The sequence below is a fragment of the Lautropia dentalis genome (genome assembly GCF_003892345.1).
GTDB classification, from domain to species: Bacteria; Pseudomonadota; Gammaproteobacteria; order Burkholderiales; family Burkholderiaceae_E; genus Lautropia; species Lautropia dentalis.
Genome location: NZ_RRUE01000001.1, coordinates 1,125,911 through 1,150,337, shown reverse-complemented (window position 1 = coordinate 1,150,337; position 24,427 = coordinate 1,125,911). Strand labels below are relative to the sequence as shown.

The window sequence follows — 24,427 nt, the reverse complement described above, 5'->3', positions numbered from 1 at the left end:
CACGAAAGGATACGGGCATCGCCCGGATTCAGGGTCTGCCCGGAAAGAGCCCCCTTTGGGCGCGCGGGAACGAATGAGTCCACGACACCACCAGGCAGGCAACGAAATCCAGGAAACCGGACAATCCAGAAAACCGAGCAACAAAAAAGCCCGACACTGCCGGCAGCATACCAGCAAGGTCAGGCCTTTGGGGGGTGAACTTGGGGTTTGGCGTGCCGCCTCAGCGGGCGCACGCCGGAAACGGTGGCGGAGAGAGGGGGATTCGAACCCCCGAAGGGCTATTAACCCTTACACGCTTTCCAGGCGTGCGACTTAAACCACTCATCCATCTCTCCGGAATTCGGCAGTATAGCAGCATCTGTGGGCGTTGTGGCAAGCACGACGAAAAAAGCTCACATGCCCACGTAACACTCCCTCACATGTCCCGCCCATCACATCATGCATCCGGCCCGTCATCTGACCCAGCCGGGCCTGAATACCCGGGCACCGGCGCATGTCATGCACCCGTTCGCGTCCCCGCCTGCCCAGTCGCGGGCAGCCCGCGTCCCTGTCAGCCAAAGTGACCAGCCTTGTACGATGCCTTCCCTGGCACACGGATTCGGAAGCCAGCGCGTGGACGAATGTGCCCGTACGCGTTCTACGCCACGATGGCATCGACCATGGCCTGGGCAATCTCCAGATCCTCATGCGGCTTGACGCCCGACACACCCACGGCGCCCACCATCTGGCCGTCGGCCACGATGGGCAGGCCGCCTTCGAGCGTGCCCTTGAGCACGTCGACGCACAGGAAGGCCGTACGGCCATCGTTGATCATCTTTTCGTAGCCGCCACTGCCACGCTGGCCCAGCGCCGCGGTACGTGCCTTCTCGGGCGAGATGTAAGCTGCCACTACCGGGCAGCCATCCATGCGTTTGAGGCCCAGCAGGTGGCCGCCATCGTCCACCACCGACACCGTCACCAGCCAGCCCTTCTCAGTGGCCTTCAGCAGCCCGGCCTTCAGGCCGGTTTCCACATCACTCAGTTCCAGGGCGGGTTTGGTCTTCATGGGTCTGTCTCCTCAAGGATGCCGCAAGGCTGCGGTTCAGGCCCGGCGGGCCTGATCATTCAATGACCGATGGTCTCACATCCGGCACGGGCAGTCAGCCACCACACGGCGTTCTTCACGTCCAAAGGGGGCACAGAAACGCATGATCCATGGCACGCACTGTTACGATGCCCGTGCCGGCATGGCAGAGCGCCTTCCCTCAGCCCCCGAACGGATCCGCCGCGCTGACCTCGAATTCATCGTCGGCCCGGGCCTGCGCCACGCCGCGTGTCAGGTTCACCCTCCCCAGCAGCGCCAGCGCCACCACGAAGAAAATGCCCGTGAACAGCAGCGCATGCCGGTGATTGTTGCCGGTGGCCCAGCTGATGCCCCCATAGGTCAGCGGCCCCACGATGGCGGCCAGCCGGGTGGCAAAGGCCCAGAGGCCAAAGAACTCGTCCAGCCGGTGCCCCGGGGCCATGGTGGCAACCAGCGCCCGGCCGGCCGACTGGCTCGACCCCATGCACACCCCGGCCAGCGTGGCTGCACACCAGAATGCCGGACGGCCCTCGATGAACACCGCCACCAGTACCACCACCACCCAGCCGACCAGCGTGAGCGCCAGCGACATGCGGTGCCCGATGTGGTCTTCCAGATAGCCGAACAGGAAGGCACCTATCGCCGCCGCCACATTGACGGCAAAGAAGAGCTGCATGGTGTCGGCCGGCTCGAAGCCCAGTACCTGATCGGCATACACGGCCGTCAGGGCAATCACCACCGCCACGCCCGCGTTGTAGAAAAAGCCCACCCACAGCAGCCGCTGGAAGTCCCCATAGGCGCGGATGCGCAGCCAGCTGGTGCGCCAGTCCACCGGCGACTGCACCATCCGGCTGGCCTCCTGGGCACGGGGCCTGGCCCGCTCCTTCACCACCAGGAACATCGGCATGGCCGCCAGAATGTAGATGACGGCGGCGATCAGCATCGTGCCGGGCACGTAGTCCTCGACCTCACCGCCCTGCCCCTTCACCCACGCCACCCAGGCCAGCGACAGGCCCAGCGTCAGCATGCCGCCCACGTAGCCGAAGCTCCAGCCCCAGCCGGATACCCGCCCGATGGCCTCGGGACGGGCCAGCTCGGGCAGATAGGCCGCACAGAAGGTCTCACCCAGCGAATAGCAGTAATTGGAGATGATGATCATCACCACCGCCAGCGCCACGTCTCCGGCCCGAACCCAGTACAGGGCGGCAATGCACACCACGCAGACCAGCGTCACCCCCAGCAGCCACTGCTTGCGCGACCCGTTGGCATCCACCCGTGCCCCGATGCCGGGCATGGTCAGCATCACCGCCAGATTGGAGATGGCCAGGATCAGCGACCACACGAACGTGGCCCAGTCGGCTCCGTTGGCCACCACGCCCACGAAATAGGCACTGAACACCGCGGTCACCACCACGGTGGTGTAGCCCGAATTGGCAAAGTCGTAGCCGGCCCAGGCCAGCACCTCACATCGGGTGACACCAGGCTGCAGCGCGCGCTGGTCGAAAAGGCTCATGAAAGTATTCCCCGCGGGTGTCCTGCATGTTCGGTATGCACCGGCGCCATCCGGCACGGGTGCCCGCCCTGGTCATGCCGGATCCGTAACGGTCATCCGGTCGCTGCGGATGATACGTTTGTCGGATGAATGAAACATGAACAGAACCTGCGGCAGCGAAAATACCGGTGCAGACATGGCAAAAATGGTGGGATCCGTTCCCGCCATGTCTGGAATGCCCCGGCTGGCAGAACGCCCCGCAGGTCAGGCTGGCGGAAACCCCCGCATGCCAGACCGGCCCGGAGAAAGGCCAGACAGCATTCGCTGCCGCTGCTTCAGCGGCGAACGAATCCTAACCCGGCGTTCCGCCAGACTGCACGGAACAACCGCAAACTTTTCCGACTTTGGCTCTGATGCACACACGTATCCGACGAACGGGGCATGCCCTGCGTGCCCTTCTGCGCCCGGGCCTGCCGTCAGGCCGGCAAACCAGCTGTCAGCGCCGGCAGCTGCTGGGTCTTGCGCTGGGTGCACCGGGGCTGCTGCTGGCCGGGTGTGCCAGCACGCCATCGCGCCCTGCTCCACCACCGCCCATGCCCAGCCGGGCGGCCCGCGAGGTGACGCGGCAGGCCATGGCCCAGGTGGGCAGGCCCTATCGCTGGGGCGGCAGCAGCCCCCGGGAGGGCTTCGACTGCAGCGGGCTGGTCCAGCATGTCTACCGCGAGGCACTGGGCATCGAACTGCCGCGCACCAGCCGGCAGATGGGCCAGCGGGGCTCATGGATCGCCCTGAAGGATCTGGCCCCGGGCGACCTGGTGTTCTTCCAGACCGGCCGCCATCCGAACTCCCACGTGGGCGTCTACATTGGCAACCATCGCTTCGTGCACGCCCCTTCATCGGGCAGCCTGGTGCGGGTCGAATCGATCAACCGCCGCTACTGGCTGACCCGCTTCAATGGTGGCCGCCGCCCCATGAAGACCGCGCGGATGTGAACATCAGCCAACGCTGCCGGCGGCCTTCTGTCCAGCAGACCCCAAACCGGGAGCCTGTTATCTGGTGCGGTCAGACTCGAGCCCTCGCCGCACGGCGCCCGGGCCCGGGTCTGCCGCCACCAGACGGCGACGTTCAGTCCACCGCCGCCGTCACCACGATTTCGACCAGAATGTCCGGCGAGGCCAGGCGCGCCTCCACCGTGGCCCGGGCCGGCGGGTTGCCGGGCGACACCCAGGCGTCCCAGGCCTCGTTCATGGCCGCAAAGTTGCCAATGTTCGACAGATAGACCGTGGCGCTCAGCAGCCGGCTCTTGTCGGTACCCAGTTTGGCCAGCACGCTGTCGATGGCGGCCAGCACCTCGCGGGTCTGCTCCAGTGGCCCCTTGCTGGTGTCTTCCGGAATCTGTCCGGCCAGATAGGCCACATGGTTGTGCACCACGGCTTCGGACATGCGCTTGCCGGGTTCCAGTCGCTTGATTTCCATGCAGATCTCCTCCTGTCAGGTCGATGGAAAGGGGGTTCGCCCTTCCGCCAGCACGGCGCTGGCGGATACGGTACGGCCCCCGGCAAGATTACCACCATCCCTCGCCCGCCCCCTGATGGCCTGCCGCTGACGCCTGCCGGCTGGAGCGTGTCCATGGAGACGTTCGCCGCCATGCCGCCCGCAACTCCACGTGCAGACGTTCGCCACCATGCTGCCCGCGAATCCGCGTGCCGGCAAGGAGTCTTCGGATCCGTGTACCGCCGGGGTATCCTGGGCCATGCCTACCGGATTTCCGCGCCTCCGGATTTCATCCAGCGCCATCTTCCGCATGCCCTGCATAAATCCGCCAGTAGGGCGCCCCGTCGATCCGGCTGCGAATCACCTGCGGCGCAGTACCCGCCCGCAGCACGACCTGCACGGCACCATGCCAGTCGGTGCGCAACAACCGGATGTCGTGCCGCTTCAGCCGCATCAGCACCTCCGCATGCGGCTGCTGCTGATGGTTGCGATAGCGGGTCTGCAGGATCGCCAGTGCCGGCGACACGGCTTCCAGCAACCGGTCCCCGCTGCCCTTGCGGCTTCCGTCCTGTGGCAGGACCAGCACGTCGGCCGCCAGCCGCCCTCCCTGTGCCTTCACCAGCGCCGCTTCGGCCGTCAGTGGCAGATCACCGGGCAACAGCACCGAACCGGCCGGGCTGCGCACGCGAATCACGCAACTCTGACGATCCTGCTTCGCCGCGTTCGCCGTGCCAGCCAGGCGCTCGGGGTTGAGCACCTCGATGACGGCCTGTCCCCACTGGACCGTCTGCCCGGCCAGACAGGGCACGAAGCCTGCAGACGCCGCCTCCAGTCCGAGCAGACGTGGATTCATTGGCATCATCCACCAGCGCGGCCGCAGCCGGGCCATGGCAGCACGGGTGCCGCCGGCATGGCGGGCATCCAGATGCGACACCACCAGACCGTCGATGTCCTGGAGCCCGCGCCCATGCAGCCAGGGCAGCAGCGTCCCTTCCAGTGCACTGCGGCCGCCCATGCGGGAAGGCCCCGTATCGAACAGCAGTCGCCGTTCTCCCTGTTCGATCAGCACCATGCTGCCCTGACCGATGTCGAGTGCCGTGACGACCAGCGCATCGTCCGGCGCCGGCTGCGCCGGCGCCAGCGCCATCGGCAGCAGACACAACAGGCCCAGCCGCACACGACGCAAGCCGCGCGGCGCCAGTATCAGCACGGCCCCCAGCAGCGCACATCCCAGCACGGCGGCACCGGGCTGCGGCAGCTGGATACTGGCCATCGGCAGCGCATCCAGTGTTCGCAGCATCTGCATCAGCCAGCCCAGCTGCACCAGCAGCAGTTTCAGTATCCAGCCTGCCAGCCACGGCCACCACGGCGCCAGCAGCATCACCCCGATGGCCATCGGCGTCAGCACCAGCCCCACCCACGGAATGGCCACCACATTGGCCACGGGGCCGATCAGTGACCAGGTGGAAAAGAACGCGATGGTCAGCGGCGTGAGCAGCACCGTCGCCGCCCACTGGTTGCGCGCGCCCTCCCGCAGTCCCTGCAGCCAGCCCTGAACACGCGCGCCGGCAAACCATGCACGAATACGCTGCCCGGGCAGTCGCGCAGCGGCTGACGGTACGGCGTCATTTCCGGCGCCCGATACAGTGCTGCTTTCCCTGTACGCCGCCGCCCCCTCCCCAGCACCCGACACGCCATCGGCACCACGGCCATCATCAGCATGAACACCATCATCAGCAGCGAAGCCATGATCGGTGCCAGCGCCATCATCTGCCCCCAACCCTGATCCTGGTTCTGTTCCTGATCCTGCTTCTGATCCTGCTTCTGATCCTGTATGCCCACTGGCACCCGGAGCGCCTGCCATCCCGGCCATGACAGTCTCCCCAGCATGCCCGCCACTGCCCTGCGCACACCACATCAGCGCCAGCACGGCACAGAACGACAGCCAGAAGCCGGCCTGCGCCACGGCCCATGGGTCCAGCGCGATGATCGCCGCCGCGGCCAGCAGTACCGGCATCAGCGCCGATGGCGAGCATCCCCCCGCCCGCAGCACGGCAGCGGCCAGCAGCATGAAGCACGTCCGCTGTGAAGGCACACCCCAGCCCGACAGCAGCGCGTAACCAAAGGCCGTCAGCACCCCGGGCACCAGCACCACCCAGGGTCTTGGCACCCGCATCAGCCGCTGCAGCCTGCGCCCCTTCGCCCGCATGGCCACCGCCTGATGCAGACGCAGGCAAAGCCCCGACACCACCAGCGCCAGCAGCGTCACATGCATGCCGGAGATCGCCATCAGATGACTGACGCCGGTCCGGCTGAACAGTCCCCAGGCATCCGCCCCCATCGCCGCCTGATCCCCCAGTGACAGCCCGGTTACGATACCCAGCAACGCCCAGCGCTCCGCATCGCCTCCCCGCTGGGGATCGATGTTTGCCTGCAGCGTTTCCAGATGCTGCCGCAACTGCGCCCGCAGCGACTGCACCCACACCATGATGTGATCCGCCAGTCCTCGAAGCGCTGCGCCTCCCCCTGTGCCCCCTGTTCTTTCAGGCACCGCCCTGCGTTCGCTTTCCTGCAGGTGCGGCGAATACCCCAGCCGGTGACGCTGCACGACCCGGCCGCTGGCATCGATGCCATCCTGCAGCATCCGCAGCTCCGTATCGAAGGCACCCGGGTTCACTGCCGCCACCGGACGCCGGAGTTTCACCACCAGCTGCCAGCGCTGGCCGGGTTCCGGCCACACATCGTCCCAGCCGGCATCCGGGCTTCCCTCCACACCCCTGCCAGCATCCGCTGCCCGCTTCACGACGCCACCAGCTTCCCCCTCTGCTTCCCCTTCTGCTTCTCCCCCTGCCTCCTGCTCCGCCTTTTCTTCTGTCTCTGACGCCTGCGCACCACCCGCCGCATGATCGCGCCTCACAAAACCGTCATGCTTCACCACCTGTGCCACGTGCGAGCGGTTGAGAACGCGTGCCTGGGTATCGGCATGCCAGCCACCGTCCCGCGGCGCGCTCCACGAGAGCGAAATCTGGCGCAGACCGCCACATCCCTGGCCATCCACACCATGCCCGTCTTCCCCAGACAGGGACACGCATCGCTGCACCGCAAACAGTACCCGGTCACCCGCCCCCTGGCGCACCGGCAGACTGGCCACCGTACCCAGAACCTGCAGCGGTACGTCTTCCAGTGACGGGGCCAGGCGGGACTGCAGGCCGTCATGGATCGAATGTGCCACCCACACGGCGGCCAGCAGCAGCACGCCAAGATGATGCAGCCCGTGCGTCAGCATCCCGGCAGCCCGCGTACGCACTCCAGAAGCCCCCCGCTCCGGTTTCACTGCCGCCGCCAACGCCATCGATGCCATTGCCGCCGATACCACTGTCGCCGGATTCATCACCGACGGACTCATCATCGCCGGACTCATCACCGACGGATTCACCATCACCGGGTTCGTCACCACCGGTTTCGCTGTCTCCGGTTTCGCTGTCTCCGGTTTCGCTGTTTCCGGCTTCATCGCCACCGGTTTCATCGCTGCCCGAAGTGCAGCCATGACCGCCGCCAGCACCATCAGCAGCAGGCCAAGCGCCATGCCTCCCACAAGCCACGCTTGTGGCAATACCCAGCCGGAGAACTGGTAACCACAGGCCGCCACCAGTACGCACACGGCCAGCCACGACAGGCGAGGCACCAGCATCAGCAACAGGGAACGAAGGGCGGGCAGACTCATCCCGCCAGACTAGAACCACCCTCGGCCAGACGGGAGGAGCGATGCCCGCCGATGGCCATGTGGCCTAGGCCACATGGCCTGGTACGCCTGGCTCAACTGGCCTGGTGGGCTCATGGGAACAGTCCGCTTGCATCCCTGAAGCCATCGGAAATTCAGCGGCCCTACCGCCTTGTCCGACACGCCCCAGGGAGTTCTGCGCGAATGACAGCGTTCATGGCACGCTCAAAGGAGTTTCACGGGAACGAACGAGTCCATGACATGTGCTCCAGCCCGCGTCATCACCTCAGCGCTCCCCCGAAGCGCCATCGGCCCCATGCTCGCGGCGGCCGTCTTCCTCATCACGCCCGCGGGCTGCCGCCGTCTCCTCCGGTTCATGCAGCTCGATCAGGTCCAGCGCTGGTGCCACCGGCCCAGACGGGCGCTCCTGGCCCGGCTCCGGCTTGCGCAGATACAGCCGGTCCGACCACGTGGCCAGCCAGTCCGGCTTGAAGGCCACGAAGATGGCCGTGCACATCCCCGTGAAAAAGCCATCACCCCAGGCCAGCAGCCAGCGTGCCACCATCGACGAGAACGCGTCATTGCTCTGGCCGATGCGAATGCCCGTCCACTGCGCCAGCGCGCCGCTTGCAAACAGGCAGAGCACCGTGCACAGAAAGCCCCGCCCCAGAATGTAGACAAACAGCTGCTCGCCCATCATCCGGCGAATCAGCGCCCCCAGCACCAGCGCGAATGTCGCCGGCGCCACCCCCAGCCACAGAATGCTGTCGAACACATCCGGCCAGGCCTGCGGCGCAAAGAAGCCCGACAGCACCCCCACCAGACACAGCACCGGAATGGCCAGCGGCCAGCCCAGCATCAGCAGCACCAGACAGGCTCCCGACCACTGCAGCTGCACCGGCGTGATGTGCAGCCGTGGCAGCGCCCACAGCCAAGGCAGCAGCACCAGCGACGCCATGAGCGGCGTGACCAGTGCCCCGCCCTTGAGCAGCCGCCAGGGACGCATGACCAGTGCCACACACAGGGCAAACGGAACGAGCAGATAGGAGATGTGCATGCCTGCTATTGTCGATCTGCAGACAGCCACGAACAAGCCCGTTCCGTGGCCGCCCACTTGCGCTCGCCAAAAAACGTGGCATAATGCTGCGCTTGACCGCAAGGACACGGAGAGGTGGCAGAGTGGTCGAATGTACCTGACTCGAAATCAGGCGTACCGGTAACGGTACCGTGGGTTCGAATCCCACCCTCTCCGCCATATACCCAAACGCCCGCCGTTGCACTGTGCTTCGGCGGGCGTTTTCTCTTTCCGCCTGCGTCGGGATTGATGCATGCTGGCGGCTTTTGCGGGCGATGTCCTCATGTAACTGTTCCCAGCCCCTGGTCCGCGCGGCGCGGGGGTAGCTCGATTGCAACCTTTCTGGTTCCCGTGTTCCGGATGAAGTGGCCACCTGCCCTGCCGGGCGCCTGATCAGCCGACTGCCTGCGGTTCAGGCTGCTTGACTGGCCGTGCCGACAGCTCTACTCCCAGTGCCTTCATCACCGCCAGCATCGTGCGCAGCGTCGGGTTGCCTCCCTCGCTCAACGAGCGGTACAGCTGCTCACGTGACAGCCCTGTCTGCCGTGCCAGCTCAGTCATTCCCTTGGCCCGCGCCACGACACCCACAGCGTGTGCGATGTAGGCCGCATCACCGGTCTCGAAGGCCAGCGCCATGAATTCCGCCGCATCTTCGTCCGTCTCGATGTACTCGGCTGCGTCAAAGGTCGTCAGTTTTTCCTTCATTCTTCAAACTCCTCGTTGCGCACCATCTCGATGGCCTTGCGAATGTCACGATCCTGCGACACCTTGTCGCCACCACAAAGCAGGATGATCAACACATCCCCGCGCCGATGCAGATATACCCGAAACCCGGGACCATAATGAATTCGCAGCTCTGTGACACCGCCGCCTACCGACCTGGCATCACCTTCGTGACCTCGTTCCAGCCGGTCAAGCCTCGAAGCAACGGCCATCACTGCTCGCCTGTCCCGCAGGCTTTTGAGCCAGCTGCGAAAGATTCGTGTTTGGCGAAGAATTATCATGCCGTCATCGTAATCCAAAAACTACGACATGACAAGGCATAGTGCCGCCTCCTATGGACAACCTGCCGTCGCGCCTCACATCGGTGGCCCGGTCATTTTGTCGCCAGACTCGACCCCAAAGTGCCAGTTGATCAGCCCCCACATCGGTGCCGTTGTCGGTCAGGCCCCCGCTGACGGTCACCGTGCCCAGTCGCAGCAGGTTGGCCAGCGCCTGGTTCAGCAAGGCGCACACCAGGGCACCCTGCCCTGGATCTCACCACGAAGCGTCTTGGTTTGAGATTTTTAGACGCTATATGATTGATTTCCTTGACATATATCCCAAACTCGAAATCAGGCGTACCGGTAACGGTACCGTGAGTTCGAATCTGAAATCAAAGAAGCCAGGCAGCTGGCCAGAAACTGGACAGATGACGATGAAAACCACTGAAACACTTCATGATTTTGATGAAGCCGATTTTCTCGACGATGACGAACAGATCGCCGAGTACCTGACCGCCTCTCTGGAGACGGGCGACGCCGCCTATATCGCACATGCGCTCGGCGTCGTGGCCCGAGCCAAAGGCATGAGCAAGGTAGCAGAAGAATCCGGTGTTTCTCGTGAACTGCTCTACCGATCACTCAGCAACGAGGGCAACCCCACGCTTCGCACCATGCTGGCCATCCTGCCTGCACTGGGTGTTCGACTGACCTCCATGCCGCTCGTACAGGCACGCCCCTGACGTCCGGCGGCCCCTCTCGACGGGGCATGACCATCCTTGACTGCCGGCGGACATCAGGGATGTGTGCCCAGCCTTCATCCGTCAGCATACCGTCATGTCACGATCGCCCGCTTGCGCTCAAGCGAAGCCTCGTCGGGCAGCCCGAAGTCAAACAGCGTCTGGGCCGATTCGGCCGTGACGGCATCACCGCTCGCCGGATAGCTGCGGAGGGCCGAATATTCGGTAATCTCCGGAATCCACAACCGCCCGTCAAACTGCGTAACGAAGTACGGCGTCCCCCGGAAAGTGGCGGAAAGGTCCTGAACCTCACCCCGGCCCAGCGCGTCCACGCTATCAAATGCACACGCCTTGCCAGGTGTGGACATGAACAGCCCGCGTCGGCGCCCCAGAAAGAACAGGTCGTTGCTGCCTTGCCAGACCTCGGGCAGATGAATCACCGAACCAGTCGGGCTCACCCGGCCACGGTCCACCCCATAGACAACAATGTCCGCCTCGCCCACAAAATACAGCAACCCCTCGTGCAGGGTAATGGAACGGCAATACTGACGCCCCAGTTCAGGAATGATCCGGGTCAGAGTCCGAACCAGCCTGCCGCCCTGCACCTCCAGCAGGTTGATGGACTGATCCGCCGAACCCACCACCAGAAACTGCTGGTGTTCGGCATCGTACAGGGTGCGATGGGGCCGTATACCAACATCGGGTACATGCTGCACCCGCTCGAAGTGATCGGGTGCCGTCTCGCGGTACACAAACAGCCCATGCCGGCCGGTGTCTTCAGCCACATGAAAGGTACCGTCGGTTGCAATGGAGTGCGGACCGGCAATGTCGTCATCCAGCGTCTTCCAGCGCACCAGCGGTGCGTGCAGGTTGCGCGAATGGATGATGCGGTGGTGCCAGCAGTCCACGATGAAATACGTGCCCAACAGCCTGGTGATCATCGTCGGTGTGTACAACCGGGCGCGATAACCTGCCTGCTGCAGCGAAACCGAGTCTTGCGCTTGCCCGGCCTCCCCATCCGTCAGTACATTGGCATGGGCTCCGCCCCCGCTGCAACCGGACAACACGATGGGTGACAGCATTGACGCCATGCTGCCTTTGAGCAGGGTACGCCGACGGAAATCGACCCCCGCCATATCTGCCTTGCCCACGAACTGCACTCCCGCATGCCTTCAACACGCACGGCAGTGTAGGCAGCGCATCGTCCGCATCCAACAAAACACGGCGAAATGAGACACTCATCCGGCCGCCATCCGATAACCGGTCGGTGTATGCGGACCTGTGACCCGCGGCGGGAACGCGACGCCCGGAAACATCATGTCCGGACATCCCACCAGTCAGCAACGAAAGGCTCTCCAGCCCTCCGAAACACTCACACCAGAACCCGAACCACACCCCAGAGCACCAGCACCACCGCAAGCAGCAGGGCCAGGGCGCGTAGCGCCGACGGTGTGGACGACGGAACGGCTTCCGCACCTTCCGGCACCGGCGTGGGTATGCTGGTCTGCCCCTCGCCTTCCGGAGCAGACGATGGCCCGCGGCGCTGCATCAGCCGCGCCAGATGGCCGGAACGGGCGCCGGCCACAACGAGAAACGCAATGCCCGCACTTGCCAGCAAGGGCAGGCCAAACTCGATAACGATATCAACAGACGCAGACATGATGCGCACAGAGAGAAGCCAGCGGGCACGCTGCACCCGCCAGTAACAGATCACACAGGAAAACGGACCTTCGCCAGAGCGAACGCAGGCCCGGATACCCGGCCGGAGGATGGGCCGGACTGATGCGTGTCATGAATCAGTGCCTTCAACGCGGCTCCCTGACTCCAGCGCAGGGATGCATTCATGACGCGCTCCAGAGCGCCCCGGAGGGATTACTGGTTGGCGAACATCATCAGCAGCCCCAGCCAGATGCTCACCATCACGACGAACACCCCCAGCACCATCCACCAGATGGGCCAGGCGGTTTTCCATTCATTCGGATCGGCCGTCGAGCGTCCATCCCGGGCCTCCCCAGGCTCGGGCTCCCCTTGCCGCTTGCGGGGGCTGAAACACCGAAACACGATCACCACGATGCCGATGCACAGCAGCAGCGGAAAAACGAACTCGACGATGAAGGGTGAGAGTGAAGACATTGTTCAGTACATGCAACAGGATAGGCCAGACCACGTCAGTGCCGCCGCGGCCAGCGCGGGTCACGAAGATCCGCAGAACGCTGACGGCAGTTTCGAGCGTAACGCGCCTTTCGGCGCAACAGGTTGATTTTTCATAAGATCAGGCCCGGCCGTGCGCATCACGTACCGGGCACGGGCGAATCCGGGACAGGCAGACGCCCCGGCCAGCCGCACGCGTTGCGCGGCAAGGCACCATGCAGCACGCCCCCCCCAGAACGACCCGCCCCCAACGAGGCAGGCGTTCTCAGACCTGCAGCACCTCGATACCCCCCATGTACGGCTGCAGCGCCTTCGGAATGCGCACCGACCCGTCGGCCTGCTGGTGATTTTCCAGCACCGCCACCAGCGTACGGCCCACGGCCAGGCCGGAACCGTTGAGCGTGTGCACGTGCTCGGGCTTCGCCTTGCCCTTGCCAGCCTTGCCCTCGGTATCGACCGGCCGGAAGCGCGCCTGCATGCGCCGCGCCTGAAACGCCTCGGTATTGGAGATGGAGGAAATCTCGCGGTACGCCTGCTGACCGGGCAGCCACACTTCCAGATCGTAGGTCTTGGCAGCCGAAAAGCCCATGTCGCCCGTGCACAGCGCTACCACCCGATAGGGCAGCTCCAGCGCCTGCAGGATGGCCTCGGCATGGCCGACCATGGCTTCCAGTGCATCGTAGGAGTCTTCCGGACGGGTGACCTGCACCATCTCCACCTTGTCGAACTGGTGCTGGCGGATCATCCCGCGCGTATCGCGGCCATACGAACCCGCCTCCGACCGGAAGCACGGCGTGTGCGCCGTCAGCCGCAGCGGCAGCTGCGCACCGTCCAGAATCTCGCCCGCCACCAGATTGGTCAGTGACACCTCGCTGGTGGGAATCAGGTACATCGTGCTGCCCGCTGCCCCAGGCCCCTGATCACCCAGCTTCTGCACCCGGAAGAGATCTTCCTCGAACTTGGGCAGCTGCCCGGTACCGAACAGCGCCGATGCGTTGACCAGATACGGCGTGTAGCACTCGGTATAGCCGTGCCGGCCGGTGTGCGTATCGAGCATGAACTGCGCCAGCGCCCGGTGCAGCCGGGCCACCCCGCCACGCATGACGGTGAAGCGCGCGCCCGAGAGCTTCGCGCCCGCAGCCGGGTCCAGCCCCAGCGGCTCACCCACGTCGAGATGGTCCTTCACGGCAAAGTCGTACGTGGCCGGCGTGCCCCAGCGGCGCACCTCCACGTTGTCGGCCTCGCTCCTGCCCACCGGTACGGATTCGTGCGGCAGGTTGGGCAGCGTGGCCAGCAGCGTATCGAGTTCGGCCTGCACGGTCTCCAGCTCGGCCGGGATACCCGCCTGCTCGGCCGACACGGCAGCCACCTCGGCCATCAGCGCAGAGGCGTCCTCGCCCTTCCCCCTGGCCTGGCCGATCTGCTTCGACAGCGCATTGCGCTGGGCCTGAAGGGATTCCGCCCGGGTCTGCAGCGTCTTGCGGCGCGCCTCCAGCGCCTCGAAGGCTGCTCGGTCGAAGGTGAAACCACGGGTCTTGAGACGGCTTTCTACCTGTGCGGCGTCCCGGCGCAGTGTCTGAATATCGATCATCCCGCGATTCTAGTCGTTTGTCGGCGCAATCGTGCCAGACGGGAGGCGCCGGATCGCCAAAGCCGTATCATCCATGACAAGGGACCCCCTGAACCAGAGGCTCCCAGGGGAAGAACCGGAACACCTGCAGCCAGGCACCCTTGCCGCCGCCGGGTTTTGCCCCGGCACGCCTGAAGCCCATGGCCGACGGCGGCGCCGATGTCCGGCATAATCCTCGCAGCGCGGCCCTGTCGCGCCCATGCAACCCACCGTCGTCCGTTGTCCGATCCGGAGGAAACCGTGTCATCGAAACCCCAGTTTCGAGCCCCGAAGCGCCTGACCCTCAAGGGCGCCGGCCTGCTTGCCCTGCTGCTTGCCGGCTGCAAGGCCATCACGCCCACACCCGTCGACACACACCCGTCCATCCTCTTCGTGCACGACAACGGCGAAAGTGCCGCCAGCTGGCAGACCACGCTGTGGCGTTTCGAGTCCAACGGCTGGCCTGCCTCCAAACTGCACACACTGGACCTGCCCTACCCCTTCGCGCGGGATGACGACACCCAGCCCCAGGCCGGCCGCAGCAGCAGCGCCGACTACATGGCCTACCTCAAGGCCAGCGTGGCCAACGTGAAGAAGCACGACGGTGTGGACAAGGTCATCCTGGTCGGAGCGGGCCGCGGCGGCAACGCCATCCGCAACTACATCCAGAATGGTGATGGTGCCGGCAGCGTCTCGCACGCCGTACTGGCCGGCACGCCCGCCCACGGCGTCTGGGCCGTCAAGGGTCTGCGCGAACAGAGCGAATTCTCGGGCCTGTCGCGCTTTCTCACCGAACTGAACAAGCCGAAGGACGCCACCGGCAACGAAGTTCCCGCCGGCGTGCAGTGGCAGACCCTGCGCTCCGACCGCAACGACAAATACGCCCAGCCCACCGGGGAGTGGATCGGCAATCCGTCCCTCAACACCAACATCGGCCCTGCCAGCCAGGCGCTCAAGGGCGCGCAGAACGTGGTGCTGCCCGGCGTGGACCACCGTGAGGCCGCTCATTCGCCGGCAGCGTTCGGCGCCATGTACAACTTCCTGATGGGCAAGGCCCCCGAGACCTACGAGGTCAAACCCGAGACCCAGGCCACGCTGGATGGTGTGATCAGTGGCGTGGAGGGCCAGAGCGCGGGCTTCCCCAGCAACCTGCCGCTCAAGGGCGCACACATCGAGGTCTGGCCGGTCAATGCCGAAACCGGCATCCGCACCACCACCACACCCGCCTACACCTACACCACCACGCGTGATGGCCGCTGGGGCGGCTTCGCTGCCGATCCAAAACAGACCTATGAATTCGTGATCAGCGCCAGCGGCTACCCCACCCATCACATCTACCGCAGCCCCTTCCCGCGCAGCAGCAACATCGTCAACTTCCGGCTGCAGCGCATCGTGCATGCCGACCCGGACGCCCGGGCCATCGTCATCATGACGCGCCCGCGCGGCTACTTCGACCTGCGCCGCGACACCATGTCGTTCGGCCGCGCCGTCCCGCCTCCCGGCATCCCCTCTCAGGGCGCCGGCGTGTCGATGTCGCGCATGAAGTCCGTCAGCGATGAACCCGAAACCGTGGTGGCCCGTTTCAACAACGAACGCGTCGCCGGCCGCACCTGGCCGCTGGCCGACAAGCACGTGGTGTTTCTGGAGCTGACGTACTGAGGATACACGTCACGACGGAACGCGCCCGGTGGCTCGCCAGCGAATGGGGAGCCTCCATCGATCCGGGCCAGCGCGGGGACAGACGGGTCCATGACACGCACTATACTGTCGGCAAGAAAAACTTTCTGACAGTATTGCCATGACAGCAACGCCCCGCGCCCGCAAACCCCTCGACCCCGCCCTGACGCGCCGCGTCGACGACACCCGCATGAAGGCCGTGCGGCCGCTGATCACGCCGGCCCTGCTGCAGGAATGGCTGCCCGCCTCCGACGCCGCCACCCAGCTGGTGGAAGACAGCCGCGCCGCGGTGGCCCGCATCCTGAACGGTGAGGATGACCGCCTGCTCGTGGTCGTTGGCCCCTGCTCCATCCACGACCATGCCCAGGCCATGGAGTACGCGCGCCAGCTCAAGGTCCACGCCGACGAACTTGGCAAGGACCTGCTGGTCCTCATGCGTGTCTACTTCGAAAAGCCGCGCACCACCGTCGGCTGGAAGGGGTACATCAACGACCCCCACATGGACGACAGCTACGCCATCAACGACGGACTGGAAATGGCACGCGCCCTGCTGCTCGATGTGCTGGAACTGGGCCTGCCGGTGGCCACCGAATTCCTCGACCTGCTGTCCCCCCAGTTCATCAGCGAACTGGTCACCTGGGGCGCCATCGGCGCCCGCACCACCGAAAGCCAGAGCCACCGCCAACTGGCCAGTGGTCTGTCCTGCCCGGTGGGATTCAAAAATGGGACCGACGGTGGTGTGAAGGTCGCAGCCGATGCCATTCTGGCGGCCCAAAGCGGCCATGCCTTCATGGGCATGACCAAGCTGGGCGTGGCCGCCATTTTCGAGACCCACGGCAACCCCGACTGCCACATCATCCTGCGCGGCGGCAAGGCACCCAACTACAGCGCCACCGATGTGGACGCCGCCTGCCAGCTGCTGGCAAAGACGGGGCTGCGCGAACAGGTGATGATCGACTTCTCGCACGCCAACAGCAGCAAGCAGCACCGCCGGCAAATCGACGTGGCCCACGACGTGGCCGGCCAGATCGGCGCAGGCGACCACCGCATCACCGGCGTGATGATCGAGAGTCACCTGCACGAAGGCCGGCAGGACATCACCCCCGGCCAGCCGCTGGACTACGGCGTGTCCGTCACCGACGCCTGCCTGAGCATGGAACAGACCGTGCCGGTGCTGGAAGAGCTGGCGCAGGCGGTGCGGGCGCGGCGGGGCAAGAGGGGCTGAGCGGCTGAGGGGCTGAGCGGCCGGGGAACTGAGCGAACGAGTGCCCGGGTGCCTGCGGGCATCATCAACCCGTGGGCACGGGGTCCGTTTGTAGCAACAGCGTTGTCCGCAAACAGGAGATCCGCTGCCGGAATCCTGGAAATCGCTGCTTCCCGGGCGGGTGATGGAGACAGGCTCACAACACCACCGCCATCGGCACGATCCGCGCCTTCTCATCCAGCTTCAGGGCCGCCTCCACGTACAGATGCAGCTGATGCCGCTCCACCCGGTTGGTCCGGTCCTCGAAACTGATCAGCACCAGATCGACACTGCCATCGGCACGCTCCAGACGCACCGCACCGTCGAGGTCGTATTTCGGCACTTCATTGCACAGGGCACGCAACACCCTTGTATCGATGACCGTCGCACGGTCTGACGACGACAGCTTGCCATACAGGCTCTGGCCAAAGAACTCCAGCGCATCGCGCGGATAATCCCTGATCATCTCGACCAGTGCCGGAATGGGATTGCGCCCGTGGGCGATCTTTTCAAAACGGTCGTTGTCACCGGTAAAGCCGGCCCGCACGGAAGCGTGGCCGGAACTGGATGTGCTTCGGAATTGGGAACCCATCATCATCTGCCTTGAAATGGAGGAGGCGGCCCCGAAGGGGTGCGCGTGACCAGCCTCCGGTTGTCATGAACGCCGCAGGGCTTTTTGCCCCGGCAGCACGCCAGACACCATTCCAGCAGCAAACATTTTTTCCGGCAGTGCCGGATATTCCACACATGCCATCCGGTCTAGGCCAAACGGATGACCGCAGCTCACCTCTGCATTTCTGCGCCGCTCATCCCTGCGACGGTATTCACGAAAACCCGTCTGTCACCCCTTCTTCTTCGCGTCGCCCCTGGCTTCGGCATCCCACTGCCGCAACTGCGCCAGTTTCTCGGCAATCTTTATTTCCAGCCCGCGCGGCACCGGCCTGTACCAGCGCGGCTCGCGCATGCCTTCGGGCAGATAGGTCTCACCGGCCGCATAGGCATTGGGCTCGTCATGCGCATAGCGATAGGCGTGGCCATACCCCAGCTCCTTCATCAGCTTCGTCGGCGCATTGCGCAGATGCACCGGCACCGGACGGGACTTGTCCTTCTTCACGAAGCTCACCGCCTGGTTGTACGCCATGTAACCGGCATTGCTCTTGGCGGCCATGGCCAGATAGATCACCGCCTGACCCAGTGCCAGCTCGCCTTCCGGGCTGCCCAGCCGCTCGTAGGTGGCTGCCGCGTCGTTGGCAATCTGCATGGCCCGCGGATCGGCCAGACCGATGTCTTCCCACGCCATCCGCACGATGCGCCGTGCCAGGTAGCGTGGGTCGGCGCCGCCATCGAGCATCCGCGTCAGCCAGTACAGGGCTGCGTCCGGATGCGAGCCGCGTACCGACTTGTGCAGCGCCGAAATCTGGTCGTAAAAGCTGTCGCCTCCCTTGTCGAAGCGCCGTGCATTCAGCGACAGCGCCTGCTCCAGAAACCCCGGCGTGACCGTATCGATATGCGCCGCCCGGGCTGCCGTGGCCGTCTGCTCCAGCAGATTCAGCATGCGCCGGGCATCGCCATCCGCATAGCCCACCAGCACATCGATGGCCGCCTCCTCGAAGGCCAGCCCCGGCAACGCCCGCTCCCGCGCCCGTTCGACCAGCTGCCGCAGCTCCTCATCCGACAGCGACTGCAACACATACACCTGCGCCCGCGACAGCAGCGCCGAATTCACCTCGAACGACGGATTCTCCGTCGTCGCGCCGATCAGCGTGATCAGCCCCGACTCGGCATACGGCAGCAGCGCATCCTGCTGTGCCTTGTTGAAGCGGTGAATCTCGTCGATGAACAGAATGGTATGGCGCCCCGCATCCAGATTGCGCTGCGCCTCCTCCATGGCTGCCCGGATATCCTTCACCCCCGAGAACACCGCCGACAGCGCGATGAACGCATGTCCGAACGCGTGTGCCGTCAGCCGTGCGAGCGTCGTCTTGCCAACCCCGGGTGGCCCCCACAGGATCATCGAATGCGGCTGCCCCGACTCGAACGCCAGCCGCAGCGGCCGGTCCGGCCCCAGCAGATGCTGCTGCCCGATCACCTCGTCCAGCGTCTGCGGGCGCAGCAACTCCGCCAGCGGCACCCCGGAAGACTCCCCCTTCCCCCAAAGCCCGGCCTGACGGTCTTTCCGCCCGCTTTCCATGCCGTCTTCCGCAGGAAGCTCCGCAAACAGGTCCCCGTCGGCCATCATTCCAGCACATCCACCCCGGCCGGCGGCGTGAACTCGAACAGCGAGGCCGGCACGTTCACGTTCTTGACCTTCAGATTCCGGAACTCGAAGCGGTTCACCTGCCCGAACGCATCCACCACATCCATCACCGCCGGCAACGTGTTGCGCAGCCCGATGCGGATCCGGTCAAACCCGCTGTCCGGCGACTTCGGCACCGCCTCCACCCAGTACAGATCACCCTCATGCTCGCCCTCGGTCAGCGTGAACGCATCATCCAGCTTGCCCACCCCGAACAGCACCGCCGCCGGCGTGGCCTGAATGGCCTCCGTCGCCTCGCGCACCGTCACCTGCTTGAGGCCCTCATCGTAGAAATGGAGCTTCCTGCCATCCGTCACGATCAGCTGCGGATCCGGCTTCTCGATCTGCCAGCGGAAATGCCCCGGCCGCCTGAACGCAAAGGTACCGGACGACTTTCCGCCCCCGGACTTCCCTCCGGCCAGCTGCGTCTGCACGAACTGCCCGGTCGCCTGCGGCGTACTGCCCGCGAACCACCGCAGCTGTGCCACACCGCGCCCCTGATACACCCGGGCCGCCTTGCCCGACGCCGCCCCACCCTGCGAAGGCTGCGCCTGCCGCACCGCCGCTGCCTTCCCGGCCGCGGCCGCATCGGCCGCCCACTGCGCCGTCACCTCCTTCACGCTCTGCCCGGAAAGCCCATCATCATCCGCACCCCGCGCCCTGGCATCGGATTTCGCCTTGTCCAGCATCTGCTTCAGCTCCGCAGAAGTGGCGGCCTTTGCATCTTCCGCCTGCCCCGCAAAAGGTGCCATCAGCAACCCCACGACCACCGCCAGCGGCACCAGCCGGCCCCGCATGCCCCTCCGCGAAGAAGGAGCAACCTGCGCAATGAAAGAGGAATGACTACGCAACATATGACGACGCGACATGGTTCTGAACCCGGACGGACCCCCGTATTGATGGAAGGGCTTAGCTTAGCAGCCCCACACAAACCGTGCAGCAGATGCTCTCCTCTCCCCCGCCTTGCCCTCACCTGCCAACACCCTGTCAACGTCTGCTTCCTGAATCCTGTCCGTACATCCCCTCCGCTTGTCCAGCCGGTCTCTTCAACCCCCAACCCTCTCGTCATCGGGGCATTCCGTCATGCCAGACAAGCGCCGCGGAGCGGGATGCGAGTGCTGCGACTTCGCGGTACGCGTGAACGACTTTCTGACAGTCGGGGCGCAGCCCCGATTGTCGGAAAGTGTTTTAGCGCTGGAGGTTTGTTGACCACGACGCAGGTCGTGGGCAACAAAGCTTCAGTGAGCGTTGAGCAGCAATCGCATACCGGTCCGCGGCGCGTGCCGCAACGAAGTCGTCTTCCGTACATGGCCACCCCCGCAACGAAGTCGTCTTCCACGCATGGCCATCCCCACAGCGAAGTCGTCTTCCATGCATCACAACCCGCAGTCCGGGGTGTCCTCACGAAAACACGATGCCCTCATCCGCCATCCCCTTGACCCCCGTCAACCCCCGCAATCCCGACCCCCTGCCTCAGGAACCCCCTATCACCGATAATGATGGAAAACTGTGTCATCCATCAGAAAACAACAGCGACATGCACACAGCCACAGCAGACATCATCGTACTGGGCGGTGGCGGCGCCGGACTGCGCGCCGCCATCGCTGCCGCCGAACACAACCCGCGCCTGTCCATCGCCCTGGTCTCCAAGGTCGTTCCCATGCGCTCGCACACCGTCGTGGCCGAAGGGGGCTCCGCCGGCGTCATCCGCGACGACGACAGCCTCGACAACCACTTCGACGACACCGTCTCCGGTGGCGACTGGCTCTGCGAGCAGAATGTCGTCGAATACTTCGTGCAGCACTGTACCGAAGAGATGGTCCAGCTCGAGCAATGGGGCTGTCCGTGGAGCCGCAAGGACGACGGCAGCATCAACGTCCGCTATTTCGGCGGCATGAAAACCCCGCGCACCTGGTTCGCCGCCGACCGCAGCGGGTTTCACATCCTGCACACCCTCTTCCAGACCTCGCTCAAGTATCCGCAGATCCGCCGCTACGACGAGTTCTTCTGCACCGACCTGCTGGTCGAGGATGGTCACATCAGGGGCCTGCTCGCCGTGGAAATCGTCAGTGGCGAGCGGCTGGCCCTCTACGCCAATGCCGTCGTCATGGCCACCGGCGGCGCCGGCCGGGTATTCCGCCAGAACACCAACGCCGGCACGCTGACCGGCGACGGTATGGGCATGGCCTTTCGTGCAGGCGTGCCGCTGCGCGACATGGAGTTCGTGCAGTACCACCCCACCTGCCTGCCCGGTTCGGGCATCCTGATGACCGAGGGCTGCCGGGGTGAAGGCGGCATTCTGGTGAACCGCGACGGCTACCGCTACCTGCAGGATTATGGCCTTGGCCCGCTGGATCCCTGGCCAAGGCCGAAGGCCATGGAACTGGGCCCGCGCGACCGGCTGTCGCAGGCGTTCTGGCACGAGAAGCAGAAGGGCCGCACCATCGATACTCCCCATGGCGCTGCCGTCCATCTGGACCTGCGCCACCTGGGCGAGAAGAAGATCCACGAACGCCTGCCCCTGATTGCCGAGGCGGCCGAAACCTTCGCCGGTGTCGATCCGGTCAAATCGCCCATCCCCGTCTGCCCGGCCGTGCACTACACCATGGGCGGCATCCTCACCGACGGCCAGTGCGAAACCCCCATCAAGGGGCTGTTTGCCGCCGGCGAATGCTCCAGCGTCGGCATCCACGGGGCCAACCGGCTCGGGTCCAACTCGCTGGCCGAGCTGCTGGTCTTCGGCCGGGTGGCCGGTGAAGGTGCAGCCCGCGAGGCCGAACGGCTCGGCCGCACACCGCCATCACCGGCCGTGCAGGTTCAGGCCGAGGAAGCCGAGAGACGCATCCTGTCCCTGCTCGATCCGGCCCGCAGCCGGCAGCCGCAGGCGGAACGTCCAGCCGTGATCCGCGACGAAATGCGTGCCAGCATGGAAGACGGCGTGGGCATCTACCGCGACGAAAAGGGCATGCAGGCCACCTGCGACAAGCTGGCCGAACTGCGCGAGCGCTATCGTCACGTCAAGCTCGACGACTACAGCCGTGCCTTCAACACCGACTGGCTGACCACACTGGAGCTGGGCTATTCGCTGGAAGTGGCGCAGGCCATGGCCCATTCGGCCCTGGAACGCCGGGAGTCGCGTGGTGCCCACCAGCGGCTGGACGGATACACCGAACGGGATGACCGCCAGTTCATGAAGCACTCACTGGCCCACTACCAGGGAGATTCGGCCCCCTCCATCAGCCTGCAGCCCGTGGTGATCACCAAATCACTGCCGCGTGCCCGCGTCTATGGCGGCGCCGGCCAAAAGGCAGACATGTCCTGATGGGAAGAACACGGAACAACCCTCGGGGCACGCCCCGACAGGACACCACGGCCGTGCAGCACCACACCCCCAAGCCCAGACACGAAAAATGTCCCGAGATGAAGAGGTTCGGACCATGACGACCGCCACACTTTCCCGCTTCACCGAGACCATCCTGCGGCGGGTCCGTCACGAAGCCCCGGGGGACGCCCTGTCCCACCAGCGTGATGACTACACGCAGGCCGGCGAGCCCGGCAGCTCCGCCGCACCCGATGGTGCCGAAGGCAGCCAGGCAGCCGGCAGCACCCCCCACGCAGCCTCCGGCCACGATGCCACCACCGGCACGCGGATCATCACCATCGAGTGCCAGCGCTACAACCCCGACGAAGACAGCCAGCCGCATTACCGCACCTACCAGATACCGTTCACCCACGACATGTCGGTGCTCGACGGGCTGCAGTACATCAAGGACCACCTGGACGGCAGCCTCACCTTCCGCTGGTCGTGCCGGATGGCCGTGTGCGGCAGCTGCGGCGTGATGGTCAACGACCTGCCGGTACTGGGCTGCTCCACCTTCCTGCGCGACTACTACCCCAACGGCCTGAAGATCGCCCCGCTGTCGCACTTTCCGGTGGTGCGCGACCTGGCCGTGGACCAGAGCGACTTTCTGGCCAAGCTCGAACGCATCAAGCCCTGGATCATCCCCAGCAGACCACAGACACCGGCCGAGGGCCCCAACCGCCAGACGCCGGCACAGATGGACCAGTATTACCAGTTCTCGCAGTGCATCAACTGTCTGCTCTGCTATGCGGCCTGTCCGCAGTACGGGCTCAATCCCGAATTCACCGGCCCCTCGGTGCTGGCCCTGCTGCAGCGTTACAACGCCGACTCGCGGGATCACGGCAAGGCCGAGCGGATGACCATCGTCAACGCCGAAAGCGGCGTCTGGGGCTGCACGCTGGTGGGCGAATGCTCGGCCGTCTGCCCGAAGGGAGTGGACCCGGCCCGGGCCATCAACCTCAACAAGATCAATTCCACCCAGGACTATTTTCTGCGCTTTCTGATGCCCCGCAGCGGAAAGCGCGAAACGGCATGAACCTGGAGCGTTGCCGGAGAAAGCCTCATGAATCAGCCCACACGACGCGTCCCGCCCCTGCGGCAGGTCAAGACCTACCGAAAGCCCATGAAGGGCTGGTTCCTGCACGGCCGACGCACCTATCTGCGCTACATGGTGCGCGAGCTGACCAGCGTGGCCGTGGCCTACTATGCCCTGCTGGTGCTGTACGGGCTGTTCCAGCTCCGGGGTGGTCCCGAAGCCTTCAACGGCTTCATTGCGGCCCTTGGCTCACCGCTGTGGCTGCTCGTCAACGTGGTGACGCTGGGCCTGGTGGGCTTCCATGCATTCACCTGGTTCGAGGTCATGCCGAAGACCATGCCGCTGGTGTTCATCAGGCGTCGCGCCATTCCCGACCGGCTGATCGTGGCCGGTGGCCTGGCCGGACTTGCCGGCGCCAGTCTGGCACTGCTGGTGGTCTTTCTGCTGACGGCGCCCTGAGCCAGAGCGCGGTCCATTACCTCATTTCCG

Annotated in this window: 22 protein-coding genes and 2 tRNA genes; 8 read left to right on the top strand and 16 right to left on the bottom strand. The window is 65.1% G+C overall.

From position 1 onward, the window contains the following. Nucleotides 1–244: 244 nt before the first annotated feature. The 4 genes from EHV23_RS04335 to EHV23_RS16370 all read right to left on the bottom strand — a co-directional run bounded on the left by EHV23_RS04335 (nt 245) and on the right by EHV23_RS16370 (nt 2,783). Nucleotides 245–335, bottom strand: a tRNA-Ser gene (locus EHV23_RS04335). A 302-nt stretch (nt 336–637) separates the two neighbouring features. Beyond that, on the bottom strand, nt 638–1,045 hold the full coding sequence (locus EHV23_RS04330; protein ID WP_125094862.1) for a GlcG/HbpS family heme-binding protein: 408 nt from the start codon (nt 1,043–1,045) through the stop codon (nt 638–640). A gap of 199 nt (nt 1,046–1,244) precedes the next feature. Beyond that, nucleotides 1,245–2,576, bottom strand: coding sequence for an MFS transporter (locus EHV23_RS04325; protein ID WP_125094861.1), 1,332 nt, complete (start codon nt 2,574–2,576; stop codon nt 1,245–1,247). 72 nt (nt 2,577–2,648) lie between these two features. After that, nucleotides 2,649–2,783 carry a hypothetical protein gene (locus EHV23_RS16370; RefSeq protein WP_275265080.1) on the bottom strand — a complete coding sequence of 45 codons (135 nt, stop codon included), beginning with the start codon at nt 2,781–2,783 and terminating at the stop codon, nt 2,649–2,651. Between the two features lie 185 nt (nt 2,784–2,968). Here EHV23_RS16370 and EHV23_RS04320 point away from each other — a divergent pair, with 185 nt between their 5' ends. Continuing rightward, nucleotides 2,969–3,547, top strand: coding sequence for a C40 family peptidase (locus EHV23_RS04320; RefSeq protein ID WP_125094860.1), 579 nt, complete (start codon nt 2,969–2,971; stop codon nt 3,545–3,547). Nucleotides 3,548–3,680: 133 nt separating this feature from the next. Here the strand turns inward: EHV23_RS04320 and EHV23_RS04315 are convergent, their stop codons facing one another. From EHV23_RS04315 to EHV23_RS04305, 3 genes are all read right to left on the bottom strand, one after another. Beyond that, on the bottom strand, nt 3,681–4,031 hold the full coding sequence (locus tag EHV23_RS04315) for a RidA family protein (RefSeq protein WP_125094859.1): 351 nt from the start codon (nt 4,029–4,031) through the stop codon (nt 3,681–3,683). A gap of 307 nt (nt 4,032–4,338) precedes the next feature. Beyond that, nucleotides 4,339–7,773, bottom strand: a complete 3,435-nt coding sequence (locus EHV23_RS04310) for a ComEC/Rec2 family competence protein (protein ID WP_125094858.1) — start codon at nt 7,771–7,773, stop codon at nt 4,339–4,341. Between the two features lie 283 nt (nt 7,774–8,056). Next, nucleotides 8,057–8,827, bottom strand: a complete 771-nt coding sequence (locus tag EHV23_RS04305; RefSeq protein ID WP_238990272.1) for a hypothetical protein — start codon at nt 8,825–8,827, stop codon at nt 8,057–8,059. A 108-nt stretch (nt 8,828–8,935) separates the two neighbouring features. Between EHV23_RS04305 and EHV23_RS04300 the strand changes: the two genes are divergently transcribed. Next, nucleotides 8,936–9,025: transfer RNA gene (locus tag EHV23_RS04300), tRNA-Ser, on the top strand. Between the two features lie 213 nt (nt 9,026–9,238). Here the strand turns inward: EHV23_RS04300 and EHV23_RS04295 are convergent. Next, a complete protein-coding gene (locus EHV23_RS04295) occupies nt 9,239–9,550 on the bottom strand; it encodes an addiction module antidote protein (protein ID WP_125094857.1) in 312 nt (103 codons plus the stop codon). Continuing rightward, nucleotides 9,547–9,849 (bottom strand): type II toxin-antitoxin system RelE/ParE family toxin, encoded by a 303-nt coding sequence (locus EHV23_RS04290; RefSeq protein WP_125094856.1) that lies wholly within the window; start codon nt 9,847–9,849, stop codon nt 9,547–9,549. Before EHV23_RS04290 ends, EHV23_RS04295 begins: the two co-directional genes overlap by 4 nt. Before the next feature lie 413 nt (nt 9,850–10,262). Here EHV23_RS04290 and EHV23_RS04285 point away from each other — a divergent pair, with 413 nt between their 5' ends. Then, on the top strand, nt 10,263–10,568 hold the full coding sequence (locus tag EHV23_RS04285; RefSeq protein ID WP_125094855.1) for an addiction module antidote protein: 306 nt from the start codon (nt 10,263–10,265) through the stop codon (nt 10,566–10,568). 92 nt (nt 10,569–10,660) lie between these two features. Here EHV23_RS04285 and EHV23_RS04280 read toward each other — a convergent pair whose 3' ends face one another. From EHV23_RS04280 to serS, 4 genes are all read right to left on the bottom strand, one after another. Then, on the bottom strand, nt 10,661–11,716 hold the full coding sequence (locus EHV23_RS04280) for a hypothetical protein (protein WP_125094854.1): 1,056 nt from the start codon (nt 11,714–11,716) through the stop codon (nt 10,661–10,663). Nucleotides 11,717–11,937: 221 nt separating this feature from the next. Further along, the gene (locus EHV23_RS04275; RefSeq protein ID WP_125094853.1) at nt 11,938–12,225 is read right to left on the bottom strand and encodes a hypothetical protein; all 288 of its coding nucleotides are present in this window, start codon (nt 12,223–12,225) and stop codon (nt 11,938–11,940) included. Nucleotides 12,226–12,437: 212 nt separating this feature from the next. Next, complete coding sequence (locus EHV23_RS04270) at nt 12,438–12,698, bottom strand: hypothetical protein (protein WP_125094852.1); 261 nt, start codon at nt 12,696–12,698, stop codon at nt 12,438–12,440. 283 nt (nt 12,699–12,981) lie between these two features. Continuing rightward, complete coding sequence (gene serS, locus EHV23_RS04265) at nt 12,982–14,307, bottom strand: serine--tRNA ligase (protein WP_125094851.1); 1,326 nt, start codon at nt 14,305–14,307, stop codon at nt 12,982–12,984. A 279-nt stretch (nt 14,308–14,586) separates the two neighbouring features. Here serS and EHV23_RS04260 point away from each other — a divergent pair, with 279 nt between their 5' ends. Then, nucleotides 14,587–15,984 carry a twin-arginine translocation pathway signal gene (locus EHV23_RS04260; RefSeq protein ID WP_238990271.1) on the top strand — a complete coding sequence of 466 codons (1,398 nt, stop codon included), beginning with the start codon at nt 14,587–14,589 and terminating at the stop codon, nt 15,982–15,984. Between the two features lie 139 nt (nt 15,985–16,123). After that, the gene (locus EHV23_RS04255; RefSeq protein ID WP_125094850.1) at nt 16,124–17,227 is read left to right on the top strand and encodes a 3-deoxy-7-phosphoheptulonate synthase; all 1,104 of its coding nucleotides are present in this window, start codon (nt 16,124–16,126) and stop codon (nt 17,225–17,227) included. Nucleotides 17,228–17,402: 175 nt separating this feature from the next. Here the strand turns inward: EHV23_RS04255 and EHV23_RS04250 are convergent, their stop codons facing one another. The 3 genes from EHV23_RS04250 to lolA form a co-directional block, all read right to left on the bottom strand. Beyond that, complete coding sequence (locus EHV23_RS04250; protein ID WP_125094849.1) at nt 17,403–17,837, bottom strand: hypothetical protein; 435 nt, start codon at nt 17,835–17,837, stop codon at nt 17,403–17,405. A gap of 249 nt (nt 17,838–18,086) precedes the next feature. Further along, the gene (locus EHV23_RS04245; protein ID WP_125095513.1) at nt 18,087–19,436 is read right to left on the bottom strand and encodes a replication-associated recombination protein A; all 1,350 of its coding nucleotides are present in this window, start codon (nt 19,434–19,436) and stop codon (nt 18,087–18,089) included. A gap of 44 nt (nt 19,437–19,480) precedes the next feature. Then, on the bottom strand, nt 19,481–20,338 hold the full coding sequence (lolA, locus tag EHV23_RS04240; RefSeq protein WP_158615833.1) for an outer membrane lipoprotein periplasmic chaperone LolA: 858 nt from the start codon (nt 20,336–20,338) through the stop codon (nt 19,481–19,483). Between the two features lie 740 nt (nt 20,339–21,078). On the opposite strand from lolA, the gene frdA reads away from it, so the two are divergent. The 3 genes from frdA to EHV23_RS04225 all read left to right on the top strand — a co-directional run bounded on the left by frdA (nt 21,079) and on the right by EHV23_RS04225 (nt 24,397). Continuing rightward, nucleotides 21,079–22,863 carry a fumarate reductase (quinol) flavoprotein subunit gene (gene frdA / locus EHV23_RS04235; protein ID WP_125094847.1) on the top strand — a complete coding sequence of 595 codons (1,785 nt, stop codon included), beginning with the start codon at nt 21,079–21,081 and terminating at the stop codon, nt 22,861–22,863. A 115-nt stretch (nt 22,864–22,978) separates the two neighbouring features. Then, nucleotides 22,979–23,938 carry a succinate dehydrogenase/fumarate reductase iron-sulfur subunit gene (locus EHV23_RS04230; RefSeq protein ID WP_125094846.1) on the top strand — a complete coding sequence of 320 codons (960 nt, stop codon included), beginning with the start codon at nt 22,979–22,981 and terminating at the stop codon, nt 23,936–23,938. A gap of 27 nt (nt 23,939–23,965) precedes the next feature. Beyond that, nucleotides 23,966–24,397 (top strand): fumarate reductase subunit C, encoded by a 432-nt coding sequence (locus EHV23_RS04225; protein WP_125094845.1) that lies wholly within the window; start codon nt 23,966–23,968, stop codon nt 24,395–24,397. The last annotated feature ends 30 nt before the right edge of the window (nt 24,398–24,427 follow it).